Raw genomic sequence first — 20,253 nt, 5'->3', positions numbered from 1 at the left:
GACAGATCCCGCATCCGCCGACGCAGAAGGAACGAACGCGATGCTGACCTTTCTCATGCGCCGCGTCGCGGCCGGCCTGGTGCTCCTCTATGTGCTCGCGACGACGGCGTTCGCGATGATGAGCCTCACCGGGACCGACGCCGCGCGCAATATCGCCGGCAATATGGCGACGCCCGCGCAAATCGCCGCCAAGAAACACGAGTTGGGCCTGGACCGGCCGTGGATCGCCCAGTACGGACAGTGGCTGAGCCATGCCGTCCGGGGCGACTTCGGGACCTCCTGGTTCGGCGGTGACTCCGTCTCCGAAAGCCTGGTGCTCAAGGCACCGGTGTCCCTGTCCATCGTGGTCGGCGGACTTCTGCTGGCCACCGTCCTCAGTGTGGTGCTCGGTGTCGCCGCCGCCGTACGGCGCGGCCGGCTCGACCGGGTGGTGCAGGCGACCGCGATCGTCGGCTACGCGGTACCGAGCTTCCTGATGGCGCTGATGCTCTCCGCCACCCTCGCCGTCGAGCTGCGCTGGCTCCCGGCGACCGGATACGTCCCGCTGGCCGACTCCCCCTCCGGCTGGCTCCAGTCCATCACCCTCCCCGCCGTCTCGCTCGCCATCGGCGCCATCGCCGCCACCGCCCAGCAGGTGCGCGGCTCGGTCATCGACGTACTGCGCCAGGACTTCGTACGCACCCTGCGCAGCCGGGGCATGAGCGAGCGGCGGGTGCTCTTCCGGCATGTGCTGCGCAACGCGGCACCCCCGGCACTGACCGTGCTCTCCCTTCAGTTCATCTCCCTGGTCGGCGGCGCCGTCGTCATCGAGAAGGTCTTCGGACTTCCCGGAGTGGGCTCCGCCGCGGTGACGGCGACCGTCAACGGCGACACGCCGCTGGTCATGGGCGTCGTGGTCTATCTCGTCCTCATCGTCGTGGCGGTCAACCTGCTGGTGGACCTCGCCTACGGCTGGCTCAATCCGAAGGTTCGTGTCCGATGACGCAATCCGCACGCCGCGACACCCGCGGCGCCCCCGACCCCGCCCCGGGCACCGCCCGCCGGCGCGGCCATCCGCTGAGCCGTCTGCTGCACAACCGGGTGGCGGTGGTGTGCCTGGTCCTGCTGGCGCTCATCGTCGCGGCCAGTGTGTTCGCACCGCTGCTCACCTCGGCCAGCCCCACCCGCTCCACCCTGGACGACGCCTTCGCCCCGCCCGGCGGCGGTCACCTCCTCGGCGCCGACAGTGTCGGACGGGATGTGCTCGCACGGCTGCTGTACGGCGGCCGGGTCAGCCTGCTGGGCGGGTTCATCGCGGTGGCGGTCGCCCTGCTGATCGGTGTTCCGGCCGGGCTGCTCGCCGGTTACTACCGGGGCCGGCTCGACGCCGTCGTGAGCTGGGTGGCGAGTCTCGTCATGGCCGCGCCCGCCATCATGGTGCTGCTGGTCTCCATCGCCGCGATCGGCCCCGACACCAACGCGACGATGGCGGTGCTCGGCCTCATCCTCGCCCCCGGTGTCCTCCGCCTGGTGCGGGCCTCCGTCACCTCGGTGCGCGAGGAGCTGTACGTCGACGCCGCCCGCGTCAGCGGACTCGGCGACGCCCGCATCGTGCGGCGGCACATCCTGCCGGTGGTACAGGCGCCCACCATCATCCAGTCGGCGCAGATGTTCGGCGTGGCCGTCGTCATCCAGGCGGGCATCGAATTCCTCGGCCTCGGCTCGGCCGGGCAGGCGAGCTGGGGCGCGATGCTCAACGAGGCGTTCGCCAACCTGTACACCAAGCCCTCGCTGCTGATGGCTCCCGGCCTGACGATCGTGATCACCGTGGCGACGCTCGGCCTGCTCGCCAACGCCCTGCGCGACGCGCTCCTGGACACGCCCGGCCCGGCGGCCCGGCGGCGCCCGCGCCCCGCGGCGGCCACGGCGAGCGCACCCGGACCGGCCGACGACGACAGCCTCCTCGCCGTCGAGGACCTGCGGGTCACCTACGCCACCCGCGACGGCGAGCGCACCGTGGTGGACGGGGTGTCGCTCACCGTGCGCCGCGGTGAAGTGGTCGGCCTGGTGGGCGAGTCGGGCTCCGGCAAGAGCCAGACGGCGTTCGCCATCCTCGGGCTGCTGCCCCCGGAAGGCCGCAGCGAGGCCGGCCGGCTCAGCTTCGACGGCCGCGATCTGCGGGGGCTCGGCCGCACGGAGCGGAACGCGCTGCGCGGCTGCCGCATCGCCTACGTCCCCCAGGAGCCGATGTCCAACCTCGACCCGGCCTTCCGCATCGGCACCCAGCTCACCGACCCGATGCGGGCACATCTGAAGCTGACCGCCCGGGAGGCGCGGGAGAAGGCCCTGGCCCTGCTGGAACGGGTCGGCATCGCCGAGCCGGAGCGCGTCTACCACGCCTATCCGCACCAGATCTCCGGCGGCATGGCCCAGCGCGTCCTCATCGCGGGCGCCGTCTCCTGCGACCCCGAACTGCTGATCGCGGACGAGCCCACCACGGCGCTCGATGTCACCGTCCAGGCCGAAGTCCTCGATCTGCTGCGGGAGTTGCGGCGGGAGCGGGAGATGGGGCTCATCCTGGTGACGCACAACTTCGGGGTGGTCGCGGACATCTGCGACCGGGTGGTCGTCATGCGCACCGGCCAGGTCGTCGAAACCGCCCCGGCCGAGAAGCTCTTCGCCGAGCCGCGGCACGAGTACACCCGCATGCTGCTGGACTCGACGCTGGACGACGCCCCACCCCGCGCCCCCCTGCGAACTCCCGCGACGGGCGGACCCCTCCAGGAGACGGTATGAGCACCACAGCGACACCTACACCGACCCCCGGCAATATGCTCGAAGTCGACGGCGTGGTGGTCGAGTACGCCGCCAAGAGCCGGCGCGGACAGCCGTTCCGGGCCCTGCACGGCGTCTGTCTGGACATCCGGCCCGGTGAGACGGTGGGGCTGGTCGGCGAATCCGGCTCGGGCAAGACGACGCTCGGGCGTGCGGTGCTCGGACTCGCCCCGGTGGCCGGGGGCGAGATCCGCTATGCGGGCCGGGTGATCTCACGGCTGGGCGCGCGCGAGCGGCGTGGCCTCAGCGCCGAGATCCAGGTGGTCTTCCAGGACCCCTACACCTCGCTGAACCCGGCGATGACCGTGGGCGACATCCTCGCCGAGCCCCTGCTGGTCTCGGGCACCTCCCGGGCCGCGGCCGAGGAGCGGGTCCGCGGACTGCTCGACCAGGTGCGGCTGCCGGCCGACGCCGCGCACCGGCTGCCACGGGAGTTCTCCGGCGGGCAGCGCCAGCGCGTCGCCATCGCCCGGGCCCTGTGCCGCGACCCGCGGCTGATCGTGTGCGACGAACCGGTCAGCGCGCTGGATCTGTCCACCCAGGCGCGGGTCCTGGAACTGTTCGTTGAGATCCAGGAGCGCACGGGTGTCGCCTATCTGTTCATCACCCACGATCTGTCGGTGGTGCGGTGTGTCAGCCATCGCGTGGCCGTGATGTACGGCGGCCGGATCGTGGAGACGGGCGAGGCCACGGCCGTGACCAGCGGCCCGCGGGACCCCTACACCCGGCGGCTCCTGCTCGCCGCCCCCGTACCGGACCCGGCACGCCAGCGGGAACGCCGGGAGCAGCGCCGGAACCTCAAGTCCGTGGGGGCGGAATGACGACCGTGACGGATGCCTACGGATTCACGGCATACGGCGGCCCGGACGTGGAGCGTTTCCTGGACCTTCCGCTCCCCTCCCCCGGGCCGGGGGAACTGCTGATCGAGGTCCACGCGGCAGGGGTCAATCCGGTCGACTGGAAGGTGCGCGAGGGAATGCACCGGTCGTTCCTTCCGCTCGGCCTCCCGTCGGTGTTCGGGCGCGAGGCGGCCGGGGTGGTGGTGGAACTCGGCCCGGGAGTCGGGGGGTTCGCCGTCGGGGACGTGGTGTTCGGCAGCAGTGCGCGCGGCTGCGGCGGCTACGCGACCCATGCCGTGCTGACCGCCGACTTCACGATCCCCAAGCCGGAGGGGCTGTCCTTCACCGATGCGGCGGCCCTCCCCGTGGCGGCGGGGACCGCGTACGACTCCGTGAACGGGCTCGCCATGACCACCGGGGAGAGACTGCTGATCCTGGGCGCCGGGGGCGGGGTGGGAGTGGCGGCGGCCCAACTCGCCGCGTCGGAGGGGGTGTCGGTGGTCGGGACCGCGTCCCGCGCGAAGCGGGATTTCGTGGCGTCCCTGGGCGTCACGCCCGTTCCGTACGACAGCGATGACACCGCGGACCGGCTGGCCACCGCGCTTCCGAAGGGGGCCGACGCCGTGCTGGACCTGGTGGGCGGCGACGCGCTGGACACGGTGTCCACCCTGATCTCCCCTGGCTGCCGTGTCCTCACGGTGGCCGACCCGGACACCGCGGCCCGCTTCGGCGCCCGGCCGCTGTCCCGCGGCAACCGGGCGCGGACCCTCGGCGAACTCGCCCGCCGGGTCCAGGACGGCCGCCTCCATCCCCATGTCCGGGAGATCTTCCCCTTCGCCCAGGCCCCGTCCGCTCTCCGGGCGGTCGAAACCGGCCACCCCTGGGGAAAGGTGGTGCTGGAGATGCGGACCGGGCCTCGATGACGTTCGCTCCCGCGAAAGGGGAACACCTTCCGCTTCCTGGGACCCAACGACCAGATCAAATGAGCTGGTTGATCATTTCGTCACCGGGCGTCAACGGTGAACGTCCACGTTCCGGAGCCGACCCGGTACCGGACCGCTTCGCCGGTCGCCCGGATCTTCCGCACCTCGGTCGGGGCCCGGACCCGGTCGTCCTCGTGCGTCAGGGGTACCCGTACCACCGCGCGGCTGTTGGCCGGGATGGTGACGGTCAGTCGCAGGGTGTCCCCGGTCTTCTTCCAGCCGGCGGCGACGTGGCCACGCACGGTCTCCTGTGAGGCGGACACCTGGTCGAGGCAGTCGGGGATCCGTGGCTCGACGGCGATCGCGCGGTAGCCGGGCCCGGTGGGCCTGATTCCTGCCAGGACGGTGTACAGCGAGGTGTTGATGCCGGCGAACATCGCGTGGTCGTGGGTTTCCATCGAGGAGCGGTAGAGCCACTGTTCCCAGGTGGTGGTGGCCCCCTTGGCGAGCTGGAAGCCGAAGCCGGGATAGGTGCGCTGGTGGAGCATGGTCATCGCCAAGTCGATCCGCCCGGTGCGGGCCAGCGCGTCGAGCAGGTAGCGGGTGCCGAAGATGCCGGTGTCCAGGTGCCGGGCGTCGTGCTCGACGATGGTCCGGGCGAGCTGGTCGCCGACATCGGTGACCTTGTCGGCGGGCACCAGCCCGAACGCCAGCGGGAGGATGCTGGTCACCTGGCGTCCGCTGCCGTAGGTGTCACCGGCTTCGTTGAGGAAGTGCGCGTTGAACGCGTTCTTGATGCGGCCCGCCAGGGACTCGAAGTGGCGCGCGTCCCGCCGGTGCCCGAGTACTCCCGCGGCCTTCGCCACGGCCCGGGCTTGCTGGTAGGAGAGGGCGGTGTTGACCAGGGAGACCTCGCTGGTGCAGTCCCCGGCGGTGGGGCTGCCCATGCCGTCGTTGGCCTGCGGCCCGTGATCGGGCGGGCACCAGTCGCCGAAGCCCTTGTCCGCGGGCCAGATGAGGCCGGGGACCTCGGTGGCATTGCGGTCCACGAACCGCTTCATGTCCGGATAGGCCGTCTCCAGCACGTCCCGATCGCGGTACTGCTCGTACAGGGTCCAGGCCAGGGTGACCTGACCGCCCGCCATGTCGGGGTACTGTGCCTTGACGTCGTCGGAAGGCAGCGCGGTGCCCGGCGGCAGGTCCTGTAGGTACTTCGCGTAGAAGCCCTCCATGCCGAATTCGCGCGTCGCCGCGTCCCGGTATGCCTGGACGTCCATGGCCGGAGGGGTGCGCTCGTCGCGCACCGGCGTATCGGTGGGCGTGCTCATGGAGTTGTTGAGAATGCTCCAGCGGTTGTTCTTCCAGATGCGGTTGAGATCCTCGCTGGAGGAGGTGAAGGCGCCGGTGGAAGCCACATCCGCGTGGACGACGCGTGCGCGCACATCCCCGAAGTCCGCCGCCCCGGGAGATCCGGCGACCTCCAGGTAGCGGAAGCCGTGATAGGTGAAGCGCGGTTCATAGGTCTCGCGACGGCCCGTCCCCGCGAGGGTGAAGGTGTCGGTCGACGCGGCATCCCGATTGGTGGCGGTGTCCAGCGTGCCGTCGGCATTGAGCTCCTCGGCCGTACGCATGGTGATGCGCGTACCGCTCTCGCCCTTGGCACTCAGGCGCGCCCAGCCGGCGATGTTCTGGCCGAAGTCGTAGACGTAGCCGCCCGGTCGGACCTCGGTCACCTTCCGCGGCCTCAGGGTGTCCGTCACTCGGAGCGGCGGCATGGTGTTGGACCGCGGTGCGCCCTGCGGCGCATCGACCATCGACACGCTCCTCCAGGAACGGTCATCGAAGCCTGGCTCGTCCCAGCCGGCCTGTTCCTTCCGGGCGTCGTAGGACTCACCGTCGTACAGATCGTCCGCGGTGATCGGCCCGATGGACCACTTCCAGGACGGGTCGGTGGTGAGGCGACGCCGGGTACCGTCGGTGAAGGTGACGTCGAGCAGCATGACCGCCTGCCGCTGCCCGTTCCAACGGAAGCCGTACCGGCTGAAGTTCTCCCCGTAGCCGTGGCCCAGCCACAGCCCCACCGTGTTGCCGCCCGTGCGCAGTTCCTCGGTCACGTCGTACGTGTCGTACAGCACCCGCCGGTCGTAAGGCGAGTTCGCCGGTGCGAGGACGCGGTCGCCGACCTTCACACCATTGAGGCGCAGCTCGTGGAGGCCGAGACCGGCCGCGTAGGCACGCGCGCCGGCCACCTTCTTGTCCAGGGAGAACTCCTTGCGCAGCAGGGGAGCCCCGGCCTTCGGATCGGACGGGCCGATCCACCGCGCACCCGCCCAGTCCTCGGGGGCGAGCAGCGCCGTCTCCCACGAGGAGGGGGCACTCCACGTCGACGCCCTGCCCTGACCGTCCCAGACGCGTACCTTCCAGTAGTAGCGGGTGCGGGGCGCGAGCCGCCGGCCGCCGTAGGGCACCCCCACGGACTCGTCGGAGTGTCGTCTGCCGCTGTCCCAGACGTTGCCGTGGTTGTGCGCCAACTGCTCGGCGGACGTGGAGACCAGGATCCGGTAGGCCGACTGCACGACGTTGTGCGACTCGGTGTCCAGCTTCCATCCCAGCAGCGGGCGAGCGGCATCGACTCCGAGCGGATCGGCCCGGCCATCGACGGTGGCGCCACTGACCTGGAATCCGCTGTCCACGGCGGCAGCCGGGTTGCCGGTGACCAGCGCCGTGGCCAGGAGCACGGCGGCGCCAAGGGTTGCGAGAGCGCCTTGGGCCAGTGCGGAACCGCTGCGTCGGAGCACGTCGAGCACCTCTCGCCACGGGCATCGCCCGATTGCCACCACCAGGGAGTAAAACGATTCAAGACGCCATTGGTTATAGCAGCGCCGGCAAGGCGCGGCTAGTGGCCCACCGCACGCCCGACTCCGGACGAGGCGGACGAGGCGGTGGCGGTGGCGGTGGCGGCAGCGGTGTGGCGACGGAGAATCCGTGCGGATCCCATCGCCGGGTCCTTGCTCACCCTTGGGTGTGTTCGGGCGGGTTGATCCGCGACGCGTCGATCGCGGAGGCGCTGGTGCCCCACTTCTTGAGGATCCGGGCGTAGACGCCGTTCTCGATCAACTCGTTGACGGCGGCCTGGAAGGCGCGGGTGAGCCCGGAGCCCTTCTTGAAGGCGAAACCGACGTCGAGGCGGTGGTACTCGCCGAGGAAGGAGGTATGGGCGGCGGACTGGGCCGCTTGGTAGCGCAGTCCGTTGATGGTGGACATGACGACGTCGATGCGGCCTTGCTGCAGGGCCGTGAGGACGGCCCCGTTTTCCGCGTAGACCTTCACGTCGTACGGCTTCTTCCCGGCCTTGGCGCACACCCCTTTCTGCCGGGTAAGGGTCGCCTCGAAGGTGGTGCCGGCCCCGGTGCCGATGGTCAGCCCGCACAGCTCGGTCAGATCGGTGACCTTCCGGCTGAGCGCCGTGCCGCCCTTCTTGACCGCGAAGCCCTGGCCGTCGTTGATATAGGTGACGAAGTCGATGGTCTTCAGACGCTCGGCGGTCACGCCGAAGTTGCCGGTGCCCACGTCGAACTTGCCGCTGCCGAGGGCGGGCAGGATCGTCTCGAAGGAGGCGTCCTGGCGTTCCAGCCTGACGCCGAGCACCTTGGCCACCGCGTCGGCGATGTCGATGTCCTGGCCCGCGGGCTTCTTGTCCGGGCCGTTCGGGTAGTAGGCGCCCGGCGGGAACCCGATCGAGCTGCCTATCCTCAGGGTGCCGGACCTGGCGACGTCGGCGGGCAGCAGGGCGGCGACGGAGTCCGCCTTCCGTACGGCGGCGACCGGGTCGTCGGTCGGCGCGGGAGATGCCTGGGCGCCCGCCGGCGTTGTGCCGTCCGTGCCGCCGGAGCCACCGCAGGCGGTCAGCGCCAGGAGTGACAGCAGCGTCAGCGCGGCGATGCGCTGGCGAGTTCTGGTCCCGGGGTGGTTCACAGGCTGGGGCCTTTCCGTTCTGCGCCGTGGTGGCGGCGATGGGAATGTCCGTGTGGGCGTGCGACGGAGGTCATCCGCGCACGGCGGCCAGGGTCCGCGTGCCACGCGCCGCACGCTCGGCATCACGCTTGGCGACCTCCTCACGGACGATCGGGATCACGTGCCGGCCAAAGTCGATGGCGTCGCCCAGCAGGTCGTAGCCGCGGGCGGAGAGGATGTCGACGCCGAGGTCGTAGTAGTCGAGGAGTGCCCGGGCGACCGTCTCGGGGGTGCCGACCAGGGCGTTGGAGTTGCCCGCCCCACCGGTCGCCGCGGCGGTCGGCGTCCACAGCGCGCGGTCGTAGCGCTCCCCCGCCTCGGCGATGGCGATCAGCCGCTGTGAGCCGGAGTTCTGCGGGTGTGCCTGCCCGGTGTGGCGCCTGGTGACCGGCTCGCCGCTCGCCTTGCGGGCCTCGATCGCGCCCACCGTACGGCGGGCCTTCTCCCAGGCCAGTTCCTCGGTCGGGGCGATGATCGGGCGGAACGCCACCTGGATGCGCGGGACGTCGGTACGGCCCGATGCCTTCGCGGCGGCCTTCACCGCCTCGATCTGCTCGGCGGTCTTCTCCAGGGGCTCGCCCCACAGGCAGTAGATGTCGGCTTCGGCGCCTCCCGCGGCGTACGCGGCGGGAGACGATCCGCCGAACGAGATGTCCGGGCGGGGCTGTTGGGCCGGGAAGACGTCACTGACGAAGTCACGGAAGCGGTAGTGCTCGCCCTCGTGGTCGAAGGGCTCGTGAGTGGTCCAGATCTTCCTGACGATCTGGATGTACTCGCGGGTGCGGGCGTAGCGCTGGTCCTTGGTGAGCGTGTCGCCCTCACGGCCCTGCTCGTGGTCGTTGCCGCCGGTGATGAAGTGCACGGTCAGCCGCCCCTCGCTGATCTGGTCGAGAGTGGCGAAGGTCTTGGCGGCGAAGGTCGGATACGAGACGTTGGGCCGGTGGGCGAGCAGGATCTGGAGCCTGTCCAGCCTGCTCGCGATGTACGCGGCGGCCGGCGCGGGGTCGGGCGATCCGGATCCGTAGGCGAACAGCACCCGGTCCCAGCCATGGTCCTCGTGGGCCCTGGCAAGCCGGAGTGTGTACTCCTTGTCGAATGCGCCACCGGAGCGCGCTGTGGTCTCGGAACCGTCATGGGTCGCGGCGATGCCGAGGAATTCCACGGGCATGGGGAATGGCCTTTCGGTAGGACAGGGGGGAGCACGCGGACAGGCCGGATCGGCCTTCGCATGGCCGTACGTGACGGCATCGGGGAAATGCCACTGGCTGGAGCAGGCGTGACGACGCCGGGGCGTCGGGAAGGGGTGGCGGCAGCGTGTGTCCGGGCGCTCGCAGGGCCGTGTCCGAACGCGGCTCAGCGCCCGCGTACGGCGGTGATACGACGAGAGAGCTCGGCCCGCGACGGGGTCACCGAGGGAGGGAAGGGCCGGTCAGACAGCCCGCTGCCGAGTCAGGCGCAACATGCGGCCGACCACACCCGACCGAAGTCGATGTGGCCACGGGTGACCAGGCGCTGCTCGGTATTCATGGGAGCAATTAGGCAGTACACAACGCTTCTCGTCAACCACCGCCCGCATACCGGACCGGCGTTGACCGGTTCCCATGTGTTCACCGGTTCCCATGGGTTCTTGACAGATGCATGCGCTGGGCACATACGATCGATGACGGACGGGTCCGCCACGCGCGGAGGCCCTTCCGGCCGCGTTGAGGGACGCGGTGAGCGTGATGACGCCGAGCCCGGCCGCACCGTACCCGCGTACCGCCTTCTCGGGTGTCCGTGTGCGCGTCCCGCCGGGCTGCCGCCGACGCCCGTGCCCCCTCACCCGGAGAGCTTCCCGATGGCCACGCCTTCCCGTACCACCGCTCCCGACGCGGTGCCCGTCCCCGCCGACAAGCGCCCCGAGACGGGCACCCCCGGTCCCGGCGACCTGCCGCGGATCGTGCCGCGCCGACGCATCGGCCGCCGGCTGACCGCCGCCGCCGCGCTCCTGGTCTTCGCGATGGTGGTCAACTCCGTTGTGCGCAATGACGCTTTCCAGTGGGACGTGGTGGGCCGGTACTTCACCACCCGCGCCGTGCTGGACGGACTGCTGCTGACCCTGTGGCTGACCGGCGCGGTGATGGTGCTCGGGTTCCTGCTCGGCATCCCGCTGGCGGTGATGCGGCTGTCCACCAACCCGGTGCTGTCCATACTGAGTTGGGGCTATGTGTGGATCTTCCGCTCCACTCCGCTGCTGGTGCAGTTGCTGTTCTGGTTCAACATCGGCGCTCTGTACCCGACACTCGGCCTCGGCGTCCCGTTCGGCCCGCAGTTCGTCACCGTCAAGACGGTCAACCTGCTCGGCCCCACCCTCACCGCCGTCATCGGCCTGACCCTGCACGAGGCCGCCTACGCCGCCGAGGTGATACGCGGCGGCATCCTGTCCGTGGACTCCGGCCAGACCGAGGCCGCCCAGGCACTCGGGCTCGGCAAACGGCGCACACTGCGCCGGATCGTCATTCCGCAGGCGATGCGTTCCATCGTGCCGACCGCGGGAAACATGCTGATCGGCACGCTCAAGGGCACCAGCATCGTCAGCGTGCTGGCCGTGCACGACCTGCTGTACTCGGTGCAACTGGTCTACAACCAGAGCTACCAGGTCATCCCGCTGCTCATGGTGGCCACCCTCTGGTACATCGCGGTCACCACCGTACTGAGCGTGGGGCAGTTCTACGTCGAGCGCTACTACGCACGGGGGTCCGCGCGGGCACTGCCGCCCACCCCACTGCAACGGCTGCGCGCCCGTGCGGCCGCCGTCCCGAGCGCCCGATCGCGCGCCACGACGGCCAGGACCACCGTCTGACGCCGTGGTCCCGTCCGGCCACGAGGGCCGGACGGGGCCATCCGGTACCCCACCGCGTCGTCGGGTTCAGGGCCGGGTGCCTTCCGGTACCAGGGGTGTGGCGTCGAGACGGTGGAACGCGCGGTTGAAGTAGACAAGGCTCTGGCCGCCCGAGTGGGTGCGGATCCGCTCGATGTCGACGAAGAGCACGCTGTGGGAGCCCATGGGGACGGCGTGTGTGATCGTGCCGATGGCGCTCACCAGGGCGTCCTTCAGGACCGGCACATCGTGGGCGCGGTCCCAGACGTCCCAGGTGAAGCGCTCGGCCATCGGCACCTTCGTGGCCCCGGCGAAGTGCAGGGCCAGTTCCTGCTGGGCGCCGCCGAGCACATTGACGCAGACCCTTCCATTGGCCCGGAACACATCGTGCATGGCGCTGCCGCGGTTGACGCAGACCAGAACGGTCGGCGGATCGTCGGTCACGGAGCAGACCGCGCTGACGGTGATGCCACAGCGGCCGTTCGGGCCGTCGGTGGTCAGGATGTTGACGGCCGCCGGGAGATGCGCCATCGCCTCCCGGAACTGGGACGGGTCGGGGGTCACGGCGGTGCCCCTCCTCTCCTGGTTCGGTTCGGATTCGCTCGAGCGGTCGCGGTGCCCTGAGGTGAGCGTCAGCGCATGTACAGGCCGCCGTTGGCGTCCCAGCACGCGCCGGTGACCGCGTCCGCGTGGTCGGCGGCGAGCAGCACGGCCATGTCGGCGATGAACTCCGGGCGTCCCAACCGCCCTACGGGGATGGCGCGTTCGAAGGCGTCGATCTTGTCCGGCGGAATGATGTCGCGGACCACGGGCAGGTCCAGGGGGCCAGGAGAGATGGCGTTCACCGTCACCCCGTGCGAGCTGAGCTCGCGGGCGAACACCTTCGTCAGGGTGGCCACTCCCCCCTTCGCCGCCGCGTAGTGCCCACCGGTCCCCGAGCCGCCGTTCTGACCGGCGAGGGAGGCGATGTTGACGATGCGCCCATACCCCCGCTCGGCGAAGTAGGCGCCGAAGACCTGGCAGCCGAAGAAGGCGCCGTTGAGGTTGGTGGACACGATCCGGTCGAAGCTCTCGGGGCTGATGTCCATCAGCGATTCGGCCTTGGTCAGGGCGGCGTTGTTGACCAGCACATGGACGGCGCCCCAGCGGTCGACGAGCTGATCGCGGACGGCCGCGAAGGCGTTCTTGTCGCGTACGTCCAGGGCGAGCCCGGTGGTGGCGTGGCCTTCCGGATCGAGATCCGCCGCGGCCTGCACGGCGCCCGCCTCGTCCAGGTCGGTGAGGGCGACACGGTAGCCCTGGGCGCACAGCCGGCGGGCGATGTGGGCGCCGAGGCCGCCCGCCGCTCCCGTCACCAGGGCGACGCGGACGTTCTCGGTGGTCATCGGCCGGCCTCCGGCTCGGGCAGCGGGCGGCCGAGACGCGCCTCGATCTTCATATAGCGCCACAGGCCGTGCTCGCCGACCTGGACGGTGCGGAAGAGGTTGCAGGCGGCGGCGACCGTCGGCTGGTCGACCACGTCGGCGAGCACGTAGCTGGTCCAGGGCCAGGAGGCGGAGGGGCCGACCATGTGCTGGTCGTCGTCGATGGTGCCGAGGACGCTCACCCCGGGCAGTGCGTAGAGCTGCGAGAGCATGGAGGTGAAGCCGTCCCAGACGGCCTTGCCCTGGCCCGTGGGCAGATCGAAGAAGTTCTGGTTGACGCCGATGCAGAACAGCACGCGCAGGGGTGTCTCGGGGGATTCGGGCATGGATGTCCCGCCTTTCGAGGTAGCCGGGGGCAGAGGTGGCCGGGGGTTCAGAGGTGGCCGGGAGTTCAGAGGTGGCCGGGAGTTCAGAGGTAGCCGGGGAAGGGCTGGACGCCCATGAGGACCGCGCCCGCGCCGTCGTACATGCCCTCCTGAAGGAAGGCGTGCTGGGGGACGACCGAGCCGTCGCGCAGATAGCGCTGCATGGGGCTGCCGTCGGCGATGGCGGCGATGCCACCGAGCTGGTAGGCGGCGCGGACCACCTCGAAGGAGGTCTTCGCGAGGTGGGCGGAGGCGAGCCGCAGCGAGCTGGTCTGTCCCGGGCTCGCCGGGTCCCCCGCCGCCACGGTGGCCCACACCTCCTCGGTGGTCTCGTAGAAGTAGGCCCGCGCGGAGCGGAGTTGGGCCTCGGCCTGGCCGACCGTGATGCGATAGGTGGCGCGCTCGGCGGGTTTCGGGGCACCCGTATAGCTCGTGCGGCCGCCCTGGGCGATGACATGGTCGAGCGCGGCCCGCGCCACTCCGAGGCCGACGACGGCCAGCACCTGGGAGGCGTACGGGACGGTCGGGTAGCGGTAGAGCGGCTCGTCCACGGTGGGCTCGCCGCCGCGGACGAAGGTCCAGTCCTCGGGGACGACGGCCCCGTCCACCACCAGGTCGTGGCTTCCGGTGCCGCGCATGCCGATGACGTCCCAGTTCTCGACGATCTCCACCTGCTCGGGCCGCAGCACGGCGGTGAGCGGTCGGCCGCCCCGATCCTGACCGCCCTTGATGCCCACGCCGAAGACGTCCGCGCCCTTGCAGCCGCTGGCGAACTTCCAGCGGCCGGCGACCCGGTGGCCGCCCGGGACCCGCTCGGTGGGCTGCACCGGGAACAGTCCCGCGGCGAAGACCACATCGGGCCCGTCGGCGTACAGCTCGGCCTGGGTATCGAGCGGCAGCGCCGCCAGGTAGACCAGGGACGAGCCGAAGCTGGCGACCCAGCCGGCCGAGCCGTCGACGACCGAGATCCGCTCGATGAGACGGAGGAACGCGGCGGGCGGAAGGGGGTCGCCGCCGAATTGGCTCGGGGTGCTCGCCCGGTAGATTCCCGCGGCCTTGAATTCCTCGATCACATCGCGCGGAACATGCCCCATCTCCTCGAATTCGGCACGCCGCCGGGCGACCACGTCCAGCGCCCGGTCGAACGCCGATCCGGAGGGCGACCGCCCGGTGGCCGCCGCGGCGGCGGCATCCAGCGTCTGCGTCATGAGCGAATCTCCTCGCGTTGCCGGGCGGTTCTCCCGCCCGCCTTGTCATCACGCTAGGCGTGGCCGCTCAGGGGCCTCAATTGGGAGTTGGATGCTTCGGCTAGGGGATTTCCCCTACCCGCCCCGCCCCGTCGGCGGGCAGCGTGAACCGGAAAACCGCGCCGCGCGGCTCGTTCGCGTGGACGTCCATCCGGCCGCCGTGGCGGGTGATGATGCGGTGGCTGAGGGCGAGGCCGATGCCGCTGCCGTTCTCCTTGGAGGTGAAGACACCGTCGAAGAGCCGGTCCTCCGCGGGCGGGCCGTTCCCCCAGTCCGCGACGGCGAGCACGGCGGACCCGTCCTCGCCGCGCCGGGTGGTGATCCGCACCCCGCGTTCCGCCTCCGGCCGGCCGGCCATCTCGTCCACCGCGTTGAAGGCGAGGTTCATCACGACCTGTCCGATGAGCACGTTCTCGCAGCGCACCGGCAGCGGCTCGGCGGTGAGGCCGTATTCGACCGGCACCGCGTGTTCCTGGGCGCGCAGCTCGATGAAGTACGCGCAGTCGCGCACGATCGCGTTGAGGTCGGCCCGTTGCTCGGACTGTTCCAGGCGGCCGACATAGCCGCGCAGGCTGGCCAGGATGGTCCGGGCCCGCTCGATCTGCCGTACGGCGTTGTCCAGCCCCCAGGCCACGCTCTCGTCGCCGCGTCCGAGCCGGCCCCGTGCCCCTTCGACGAAGTTGTACGCGGCCGCGAGCGGCTGGCTCACCTCGTGGGCGATGGCCATCGCCATGTCGCCCATGGCGTTGTTGCGGGCCAGATGGTCCAGGCGCTGGGTGTCGCGGCGGTGCTCCTCCTCGGCGCGGACCCGGTCGGTGATGTCGTAGAAGAGCAGCATCCGGCCGTGCAGATCGCTCTCGATCTCGATGTACTGGCAGGTGGCCGCGTACCAGCGGGGCTCATCGCCGGGTGCGGCGAACCGGTAGCGGCCCTCGCGGTCGGGTACGGTCCCGTCGCGGCAGTAGCCGGTGAAGTCCGCCCCGTGGAGGTCGCCGCCGAGCAGCCTGGCCGCGGATTCGCTGGCGAAGACCACCCGGTCGGTTTCGTCGAGGACGACGATCCCTTCGGCCAGGCCGCTCAGAAAGGCCCGCAACCTGCTCTCGGTGCGGAACAGATCGCGCCGGACCGCCTTCTCCTCGGCGATGTCCCGGAACTGCACCATCACCACCGTCCGCGCGGGCAGGGCGACACGGATGGCGATGGCCTCGGTGAGGATCTCCTCGCCGGTCTTGGACCGGTAGCACCACTCGGTGGCGCTGATGCCGTGCTCCACCGCGTGCCCGAGCCAGCGGTGCCCGAGCGCCCGGCTGTACTGGAGGGAGTTCTTGCTCATGTCCGGTGCCTTGAGGGGCCTGAGCTCATCGACGGTCCAGCCGAGCAGTTCGCAGGCGGCCCGGTTGGCCCAGAGGATGTCGTAGGTCCGGGCGTCGTGCAGCAGGACGCAGTACTTCAGGGCCTGCATCAGCGTCTGGAAGCCGGACGGCGCAAGACGGTCCACGGCCGGGTCCCTCATCGGTCCGCCGCGGGTCGCAGCCCCAGCCGGAGGATGTCGTGCACAAGGGTCGCGATGCTCTCGGCACCGGTCTTCTCCCGGATCCGGGCCCGGTGCACATCGACGGTCTTGGTGCTGATGCCGAGCCGGGTGGCGATGCGCTTGTTCGGCACGCCGTCGACGGACAGCGCGAGCACCTCCCGTTCGCGGGCGGTCAGCCGGTCCAGGCTCGTCCGCAGCTCGCGCTGGCCGGCGGCCCGCTCGAAGCGCTCCCGCGCGGTGCGGAGCGCGGCCTGCACGACGTCCAGCATGTGCTGGGGGTCGTACGGCTTCTCCAGGAAGTCGACCGCGCCGTTCTGAAGGGCGCGCACCGACATCCGGATGTCGCCGTGCGCGGAGACGAAGACGACGGGCAGCGGCGCGCCCGTCTCGTTCAGCAACTGCTGTACGTCGAAACCGCTCAGCTCGGGCATGCGCACGTCCAGGACCAGGCAGGCGGGCCGGTCGCGGTCGTAGGAGCGCAGAAAGGCGTGGGCGTCCCGGAACCGCTCCGAGCGGATGCCGACCGACTCGAGGAGCCAGGCGAGCGATTCGCCCAGTTCCTCGTCGTCGTCCAGGATGTAGACGAGGGTCATCTCAGCGGGCCCGTCGGCGAACCCCGTCGAGTCCCCGGGTGCGGAAGGTCATGAGGCGGCCTCCTTCAGCCGTTCGGCCCGGCGCCGCGCCTGCCGGTCGGGGTCCGGCACCGGCGCCGCCAGCAGCAGCCGCCGTGTGTAGGCGTGTTCCGGACGCTCGGTGACCTGGGCGGCGGTGCCCGTCTCCACGATGTCGCCACGGTACAGCACGGCCACCCGGTGGCTGATGTGCCGGACCACCGACAGATCATGGGTGACGAAGAGATACGCCACGCCCGTCGCCTCCTGGATCTCGGTGAACAGGTCGAGCACCCGGGCCTGGGTCGTCAGGTCGAGGGCGCTGACCGGTTCGTCGCAGACGATCAGCCGAGGGTCCCGGCACAGGGCGCGCGCGATGGCGATCCGCTGGCGCTGGCCGCCGGAGAACTCACGGGGCAGCCGGTGGACCGCGTCATGCGGGAGGTACACCCGGTCGAGCAGGGTGCGCACGCGCTGTTCGGCGTCGCGCCGGGCGACGCCGGTCACCAGCAGGGGCTCGGTGAGGATGTCCAGGACCGTCATGGCCGGGTTCAGTGAGGTGAACGGGTCCTGGAAGACCACCTGGATGTCCTCGCTGAGCGCCCGCCGCTCCCGTTTGCCGAGCCGGGAGATGGCCCTTCCGCCGTACCGGATCTCGCCGCCGGTGACGGGCGCGAGACCGAGGACGGCCCGGCCCAGTGTGGTCTTGCCGGAGCCGGACTCGCCGACCAGGCCGAGCGTTTCGCCCGGTGCGATGGTCAGGGAGATGCCGTGCAGGACGCGGAAGGGATTGCGGCCGCGGCCCTTTCCGGGGTACTCCACCACGACGTCGTCGAGTTCGAGGAGCGGAGCGGTCATGGTGTTGCCCCCTTGAGAGGTTCATCGGCACCGGAGTGGACGGAGAGTTCGCCGCGGACCGGCCCGCCGTCCAGCGTCGAGTCCAGGAGGGTGCGGGTGTACGGATGCTCGGGCGCCGCGAAGATCTGCCGCATCGGCGCCGTCTCCACGATCCGCCCGCCGCGCATCACCGCGACCCGGTCGCAGATGTCGGCCACCACGCCGAAGTCATGGGTGACAAGGATCATCCCCATGTCGTGCTCCTGCTGGAGGGAGCGCATCAGGTCCAGCACCTCGGCCTGGACGGTGACGTCCAGCGCCGTGGTCGGCTCATCCGCGATCAGCAGCCGCGGGGCGCAGGAGACGGCGCCGGCGATGAGCACACGCTGCGCCATACCGCCGGAGATCTGATGCGGATAGGACCTGAACACCCGCTCCGGGTCCGGGATGCCGACTCGTTCCAGCAGCCCGAGCGCCCTGGTGCGGGCCTCGGACCGGGACAGCCCGAGGTGGGTGCGCATGGGCTCCACGAGCTGGAAGCCGATCCGGAAGCACGGGTCGAGGTTGGACATGGACTCCTGGGGGACGTATCCGATGCCGTGGCCGCGAAGGCGGTTCAGCGCGGCGGTGTCCATGCCCAGCAGATCCTGCCCGTCGAAGGTCAGCCGGTCGGCCGTCACCTCGGCGTCGTCCGGCAGCAGGCCGAGGACGGAGAACGCCGTCTGGCTCTTGCCCGATCCGGACTCGCCCACCAAGCCGAGGACTTCACCGTGTGCCACGGTGAGGTCCACCCCGTCGACCACTGTCTTCTCGCCGCCGGGCTTCGGATAGCCGACGCGCAGCCCCTCCACGGTGAGGAGGCGGTCCGCGGGGGAATCGGCGGCCGGTGCGCTTATGCGCGCCAGGCGCTTACGGCGTTTGTTCACCGCCGGGCGCTCGGTGGTGCCCAGCGCGTCGCGCACCGCGTTGCCCAGCAGGCTGGAGGCCAGAATGGTCAGGCCCATCGCGGCGCCCGGCCACACCAGCAGCATGGGGGCGTTGTAGATGTTGGTGAAGGCGTCGCTCAGCATCGCGCCCCAACTGGCCTGGGACGCCTTGCCCAGGCCGAGGAAGGCGAGCCCGGCCTGGATGCCGATCGCCACGGCGAACACCTGGGTCGCCTGGATGACGGACGGGGCGACCACCACGGGCAGGATGTGGCGGCGCATGATGCGCCCGTCGCCGAGTCCCGAGACCCGGGCGGCGTCCACGTACAGCTCCTCGCGGACCGCGATAACCGATGCCCGGATGAGCCGGAAGACCATCGGGGCCATGATGGCGCCGAGGACGATCATGGCGACGTTGAGATCCTGCGAGACGGCCGCCATCACCACGAGCATCACGATGATGGCGGGCACGGCCATGATGACGTTCACGATCCAGCCGGCCACGGCGTCGAACCAGCCGCGGTAGAAGCCGCTGATCACGCCCAGTGGCCCGCCCACGGCGAAGGCCACGAGGATGGCCAGGGTGCCGCCCAGGAGGCTGGTGCGACCTCCGTACAGCAGCCGCGAGAGCACATCCCGGCCGACGCCGTCGGCGCCGAGGGGATGGGTGCCCGAGGCGGGTGCGAGGGTGTCCCCCATGATGCTGACGTCGGGTGCGCAGTCGGTGAACAGGGGCGCCGCCAGGCTCCCGAGGACCACCAGGACCAGCACCACCAGGCAGCCGGCGGCCACCGGGTCACGCAGCGTCCGGCGCAGCAGGTGGTCCCGCGCGAGGGCCGGAGCGGACGGCTCGGGGGCCGGAGCGGACTCCACAGCGGTCATGAGACACGCACCTTCGGGTTGAGCCAGCCGTACACGATGTCCAGCAGCAGATTGACCGCGACGACGATGCTCACCGTCACCACGACCGTGCCGAGCAGCACGGGCGCGTCGCCGCGTACGGCGGCCGAGTTGGCCAGGGTGCCGATGCCCGGCAGGCCGAACACCTTCTCCACCACGACGGCGCCGCTGATCAGCCCGATGAACTGGAGGGCGAGCACGGTCAGGGCGGGCGGGGCGGCGTTGCGCAGCGCATGCCGGAACACGACGCTGCGGGTGCTCAGGCCCCGGCTGCGCAGGGTGCGCACATAGTCCGCTCGCAACACATCCATCAGCGCGCCCCGCACCTGCATGGCGGTGGCCGCGGTCGCGGCGACGGCCAGTGACACCGCGGGCAGGATGATCGAGCGGAGCCACTCGGTGACGGAGGCGTCGATGGCGACGTAGCCGGTGGCGGGCAGCCAGCCGAGCTGAACGGCCAGGGTGACGGCGAGGACCAGGGCGATCAGGAAGCTGGGCACCGCGGTGCCGAGCACCGCGGCGAACTGCACCACGCGGTCCACCCAGCCGCCGCGCAGCGCCGCCGCCGTGCCCAGGGCGACGCTGAGGACCGCGGCGAGCAGCAGCCCGGCGAGCACGATGGAGAGGGTGACCGGCAAGGTGTCCACCAGGGACTGGTTCACCGGGGCGCCGGTGAACCACGAGCTGCCCAGGTCACCCCGCAGGGCCTGTTCGGCCCAGTGCCGGTAGCGCTCCACCAGGGGCTGGTCCAGGCCGAGTTCATGGCTCTTGGCGGTCACGGCGGACCGCGTGGCGGTCTCGCCCAGGATGTTACGGGCGACGTCGGTCCCCGTGAGATTGAGCAGCAGGAATGTGGCGGTGGCCACGACGACCACCAGGGCCGCGCCGGCGGCGATGCGCCGGATCAGAAAGGCGAGCACGGTCAGTCTTCCTCCTTCCGCGCGTCGGATCTCGGGCCG

General features: G+C 70.8%; 17 protein-coding genes. 5 read left to right on the top strand and 12 right to left on the bottom strand.

The genetic code is table 11. The annotated features are described in order from the left end of the window. Positions 1–40: 40 nt before the first annotated feature. Genes ACK1X7_RS44930 through ACK1X7_RS44915 form a run of 4 tightly spaced genes read left to right on the top strand, consistent with a single transcriptional unit; the run spans position 41 to position 4,576 of the window. Positions 41–982, top strand: coding sequence for an ABC transporter permease (locus ACK1X7_RS44930; protein WP_385147017.1), 942 nt, complete (start codon positions 41–43; stop codon positions 980–982). Beyond that, the gene (locus ACK1X7_RS44925; RefSeq protein ID WP_385147014.1) at positions 979–2,775 is read left to right on the top strand and encodes a dipeptide/oligopeptide/nickel ABC transporter permease/ATP-binding protein; all 1,797 of its coding nucleotides are present in this window, start codon (positions 979–981) and stop codon (positions 2,773–2,775) included. The genes ACK1X7_RS44930 and ACK1X7_RS44925 overlap by 4 nt, the downstream gene beginning before the upstream one ends. Continuing rightward, positions 2,772–3,635: an ABC transporter ATP-binding protein gene (locus ACK1X7_RS44920; protein ID WP_385147011.1), complete on the top strand. Its 864-nt coding sequence runs from the start codon at positions 2,772–2,774 to the stop codon at positions 3,633–3,635. Before ACK1X7_RS44925 ends, ACK1X7_RS44920 begins: the two co-directional genes overlap by 4 nt. Further along, positions 3,632–4,576 carry an NADP-dependent oxidoreductase gene (locus ACK1X7_RS44915; protein WP_390794978.1) on the top strand — a complete coding sequence of 315 codons (945 nt, stop codon included), beginning with the start codon at positions 3,632–3,634 and terminating at the stop codon, positions 4,574–4,576. Before ACK1X7_RS44920 ends, ACK1X7_RS44915 begins: the two co-directional genes overlap by 4 nt. Positions 4,577–4,656: 80 nt before the next feature. Here ACK1X7_RS44915 and ACK1X7_RS44910 read toward each other — a convergent pair whose 3' ends face one another. The 3 genes from ACK1X7_RS44910 to ACK1X7_RS44900 all read right to left on the bottom strand — a co-directional run bounded on the left by ACK1X7_RS44910 (position 4,657) and on the right by ACK1X7_RS44900 (position 9,758). After that, entirely contained in the window at positions 4,657–7,374 is a 2,718-nt protein-coding gene (locus ACK1X7_RS44910) for a family 78 glycoside hydrolase catalytic domain (RefSeq protein WP_413116654.1), read from the bottom strand. Positions 7,375–7,588: 214 nt separating this feature from the next. After that, complete coding sequence (locus ACK1X7_RS44905) at positions 7,589–8,551, bottom strand: ABC transporter substrate-binding protein (RefSeq protein WP_385147003.1); 963 nt, start codon at positions 8,549–8,551, stop codon at positions 7,589–7,591. A 70-nt stretch (positions 8,552–8,621) separates the two neighbouring features. Then, the gene (locus tag ACK1X7_RS44900; RefSeq protein WP_385147000.1) at positions 8,622–9,758 is read right to left on the bottom strand and encodes an LLM class flavin-dependent oxidoreductase; all 1,137 of its coding nucleotides are present in this window, start codon (positions 9,756–9,758) and stop codon (positions 8,622–8,624) included. Positions 9,759–10,427: 669 nt separating this feature from the next. Between ACK1X7_RS44900 and ACK1X7_RS44895 the strand changes: the two genes are divergently transcribed. Further along, complete coding sequence (locus ACK1X7_RS44895) at positions 10,428–11,432, top strand: amino acid ABC transporter permease (protein ID WP_398159615.1); 1,005 nt, start codon at positions 10,428–10,430, stop codon at positions 11,430–11,432. Between the two features lie 66 nt (positions 11,433–11,498). Here ACK1X7_RS44895 and ACK1X7_RS44890 read toward each other — a convergent pair whose 3' ends face one another. The 9 genes from ACK1X7_RS44890 to ACK1X7_RS44850 all read right to left on the bottom strand — a co-directional run bounded on the left by ACK1X7_RS44890 (position 11,499) and on the right by ACK1X7_RS44850 (position 20,214). Further along, positions 11,499–12,014, bottom strand: coding sequence for a flavin reductase (locus ACK1X7_RS44890; protein WP_385146994.1), 516 nt, complete (start codon positions 12,012–12,014; stop codon positions 11,499–11,501). Between the two features lie 68 nt (positions 12,015–12,082). Then, entirely contained in the window at positions 12,083–12,835 is a 753-nt protein-coding gene (locus ACK1X7_RS44885) for an SDR family NAD(P)-dependent oxidoreductase (protein ID WP_390794981.1), read from the bottom strand. Continuing rightward, positions 12,832–13,200 (bottom strand): hypothetical protein, encoded by a 369-nt coding sequence (locus ACK1X7_RS44880; protein WP_361508965.1) that lies wholly within the window; start codon positions 13,198–13,200, stop codon positions 12,832–12,834. Before ACK1X7_RS44880 ends, ACK1X7_RS44885 begins: the two co-directional genes overlap by 4 nt. An 83-nt stretch (positions 13,201–13,283) precedes the next feature. Continuing rightward, positions 13,284–14,447, bottom strand: coding sequence for an acyl-CoA dehydrogenase family protein (locus ACK1X7_RS44875; protein WP_413116653.1), 1,164 nt, complete (start codon positions 14,445–14,447; stop codon positions 13,284–13,286). Positions 14,448–14,547: 100 nt separating this feature from the next. Continuing rightward, on the bottom strand, positions 14,548–15,984 hold the full coding sequence (locus ACK1X7_RS44870) for a sensor histidine kinase (protein WP_385146985.1): 1,437 nt from the start codon (positions 15,982–15,984) through the stop codon (positions 14,548–14,550). 11 nt (positions 15,985–15,995) lie between these two features. After that, complete coding sequence (locus ACK1X7_RS44865; protein WP_385146982.1) at positions 15,996–16,613, bottom strand: response regulator transcription factor; 618 nt, start codon at positions 16,611–16,613, stop codon at positions 15,996–15,998. 48 nt (positions 16,614–16,661) lie between these two features. Beyond that, positions 16,662–17,489 (bottom strand): ATP-binding cassette domain-containing protein, encoded by an 828-nt coding sequence (locus ACK1X7_RS44860; protein ID WP_383147172.1) that lies wholly within the window; start codon positions 17,487–17,489, stop codon positions 16,662–16,664. Then, positions 17,486–19,276 carry a dipeptide/oligopeptide/nickel ABC transporter permease/ATP-binding protein gene (locus ACK1X7_RS44855; RefSeq protein ID WP_413116652.1) on the bottom strand — a complete coding sequence of 597 codons (1,791 nt, stop codon included), beginning with the start codon at positions 19,274–19,276 and terminating at the stop codon, positions 17,486–17,488. Before ACK1X7_RS44855 ends, ACK1X7_RS44860 begins: the two co-directional genes overlap by 4 nt. Beyond that, a complete protein-coding gene (locus ACK1X7_RS44850) occupies positions 19,273–20,214 on the bottom strand; it encodes an ABC transporter permease (protein ID WP_385146975.1) in 942 nt (313 codons plus the stop codon). The genes ACK1X7_RS44855 and ACK1X7_RS44850 overlap by 4 nt, the downstream gene beginning before the upstream one ends. Between the last annotated feature and the right edge of the window lie 39 nt (positions 20,215–20,253).

Source organism: Streptomyces sp. CY-1 (assembly GCF_047218265.1).
Classification (GTDB): Bacteria; Actinomycetota; Actinomycetes; order Streptomycetales; family Streptomycetaceae; genus Streptomyces; species Streptomyces niphimycinicus.
The sequence above is the reverse complement of the archived record's forward strand: the minus strand, read 5'-3'. Positions and strand labels throughout refer to the sequence as shown.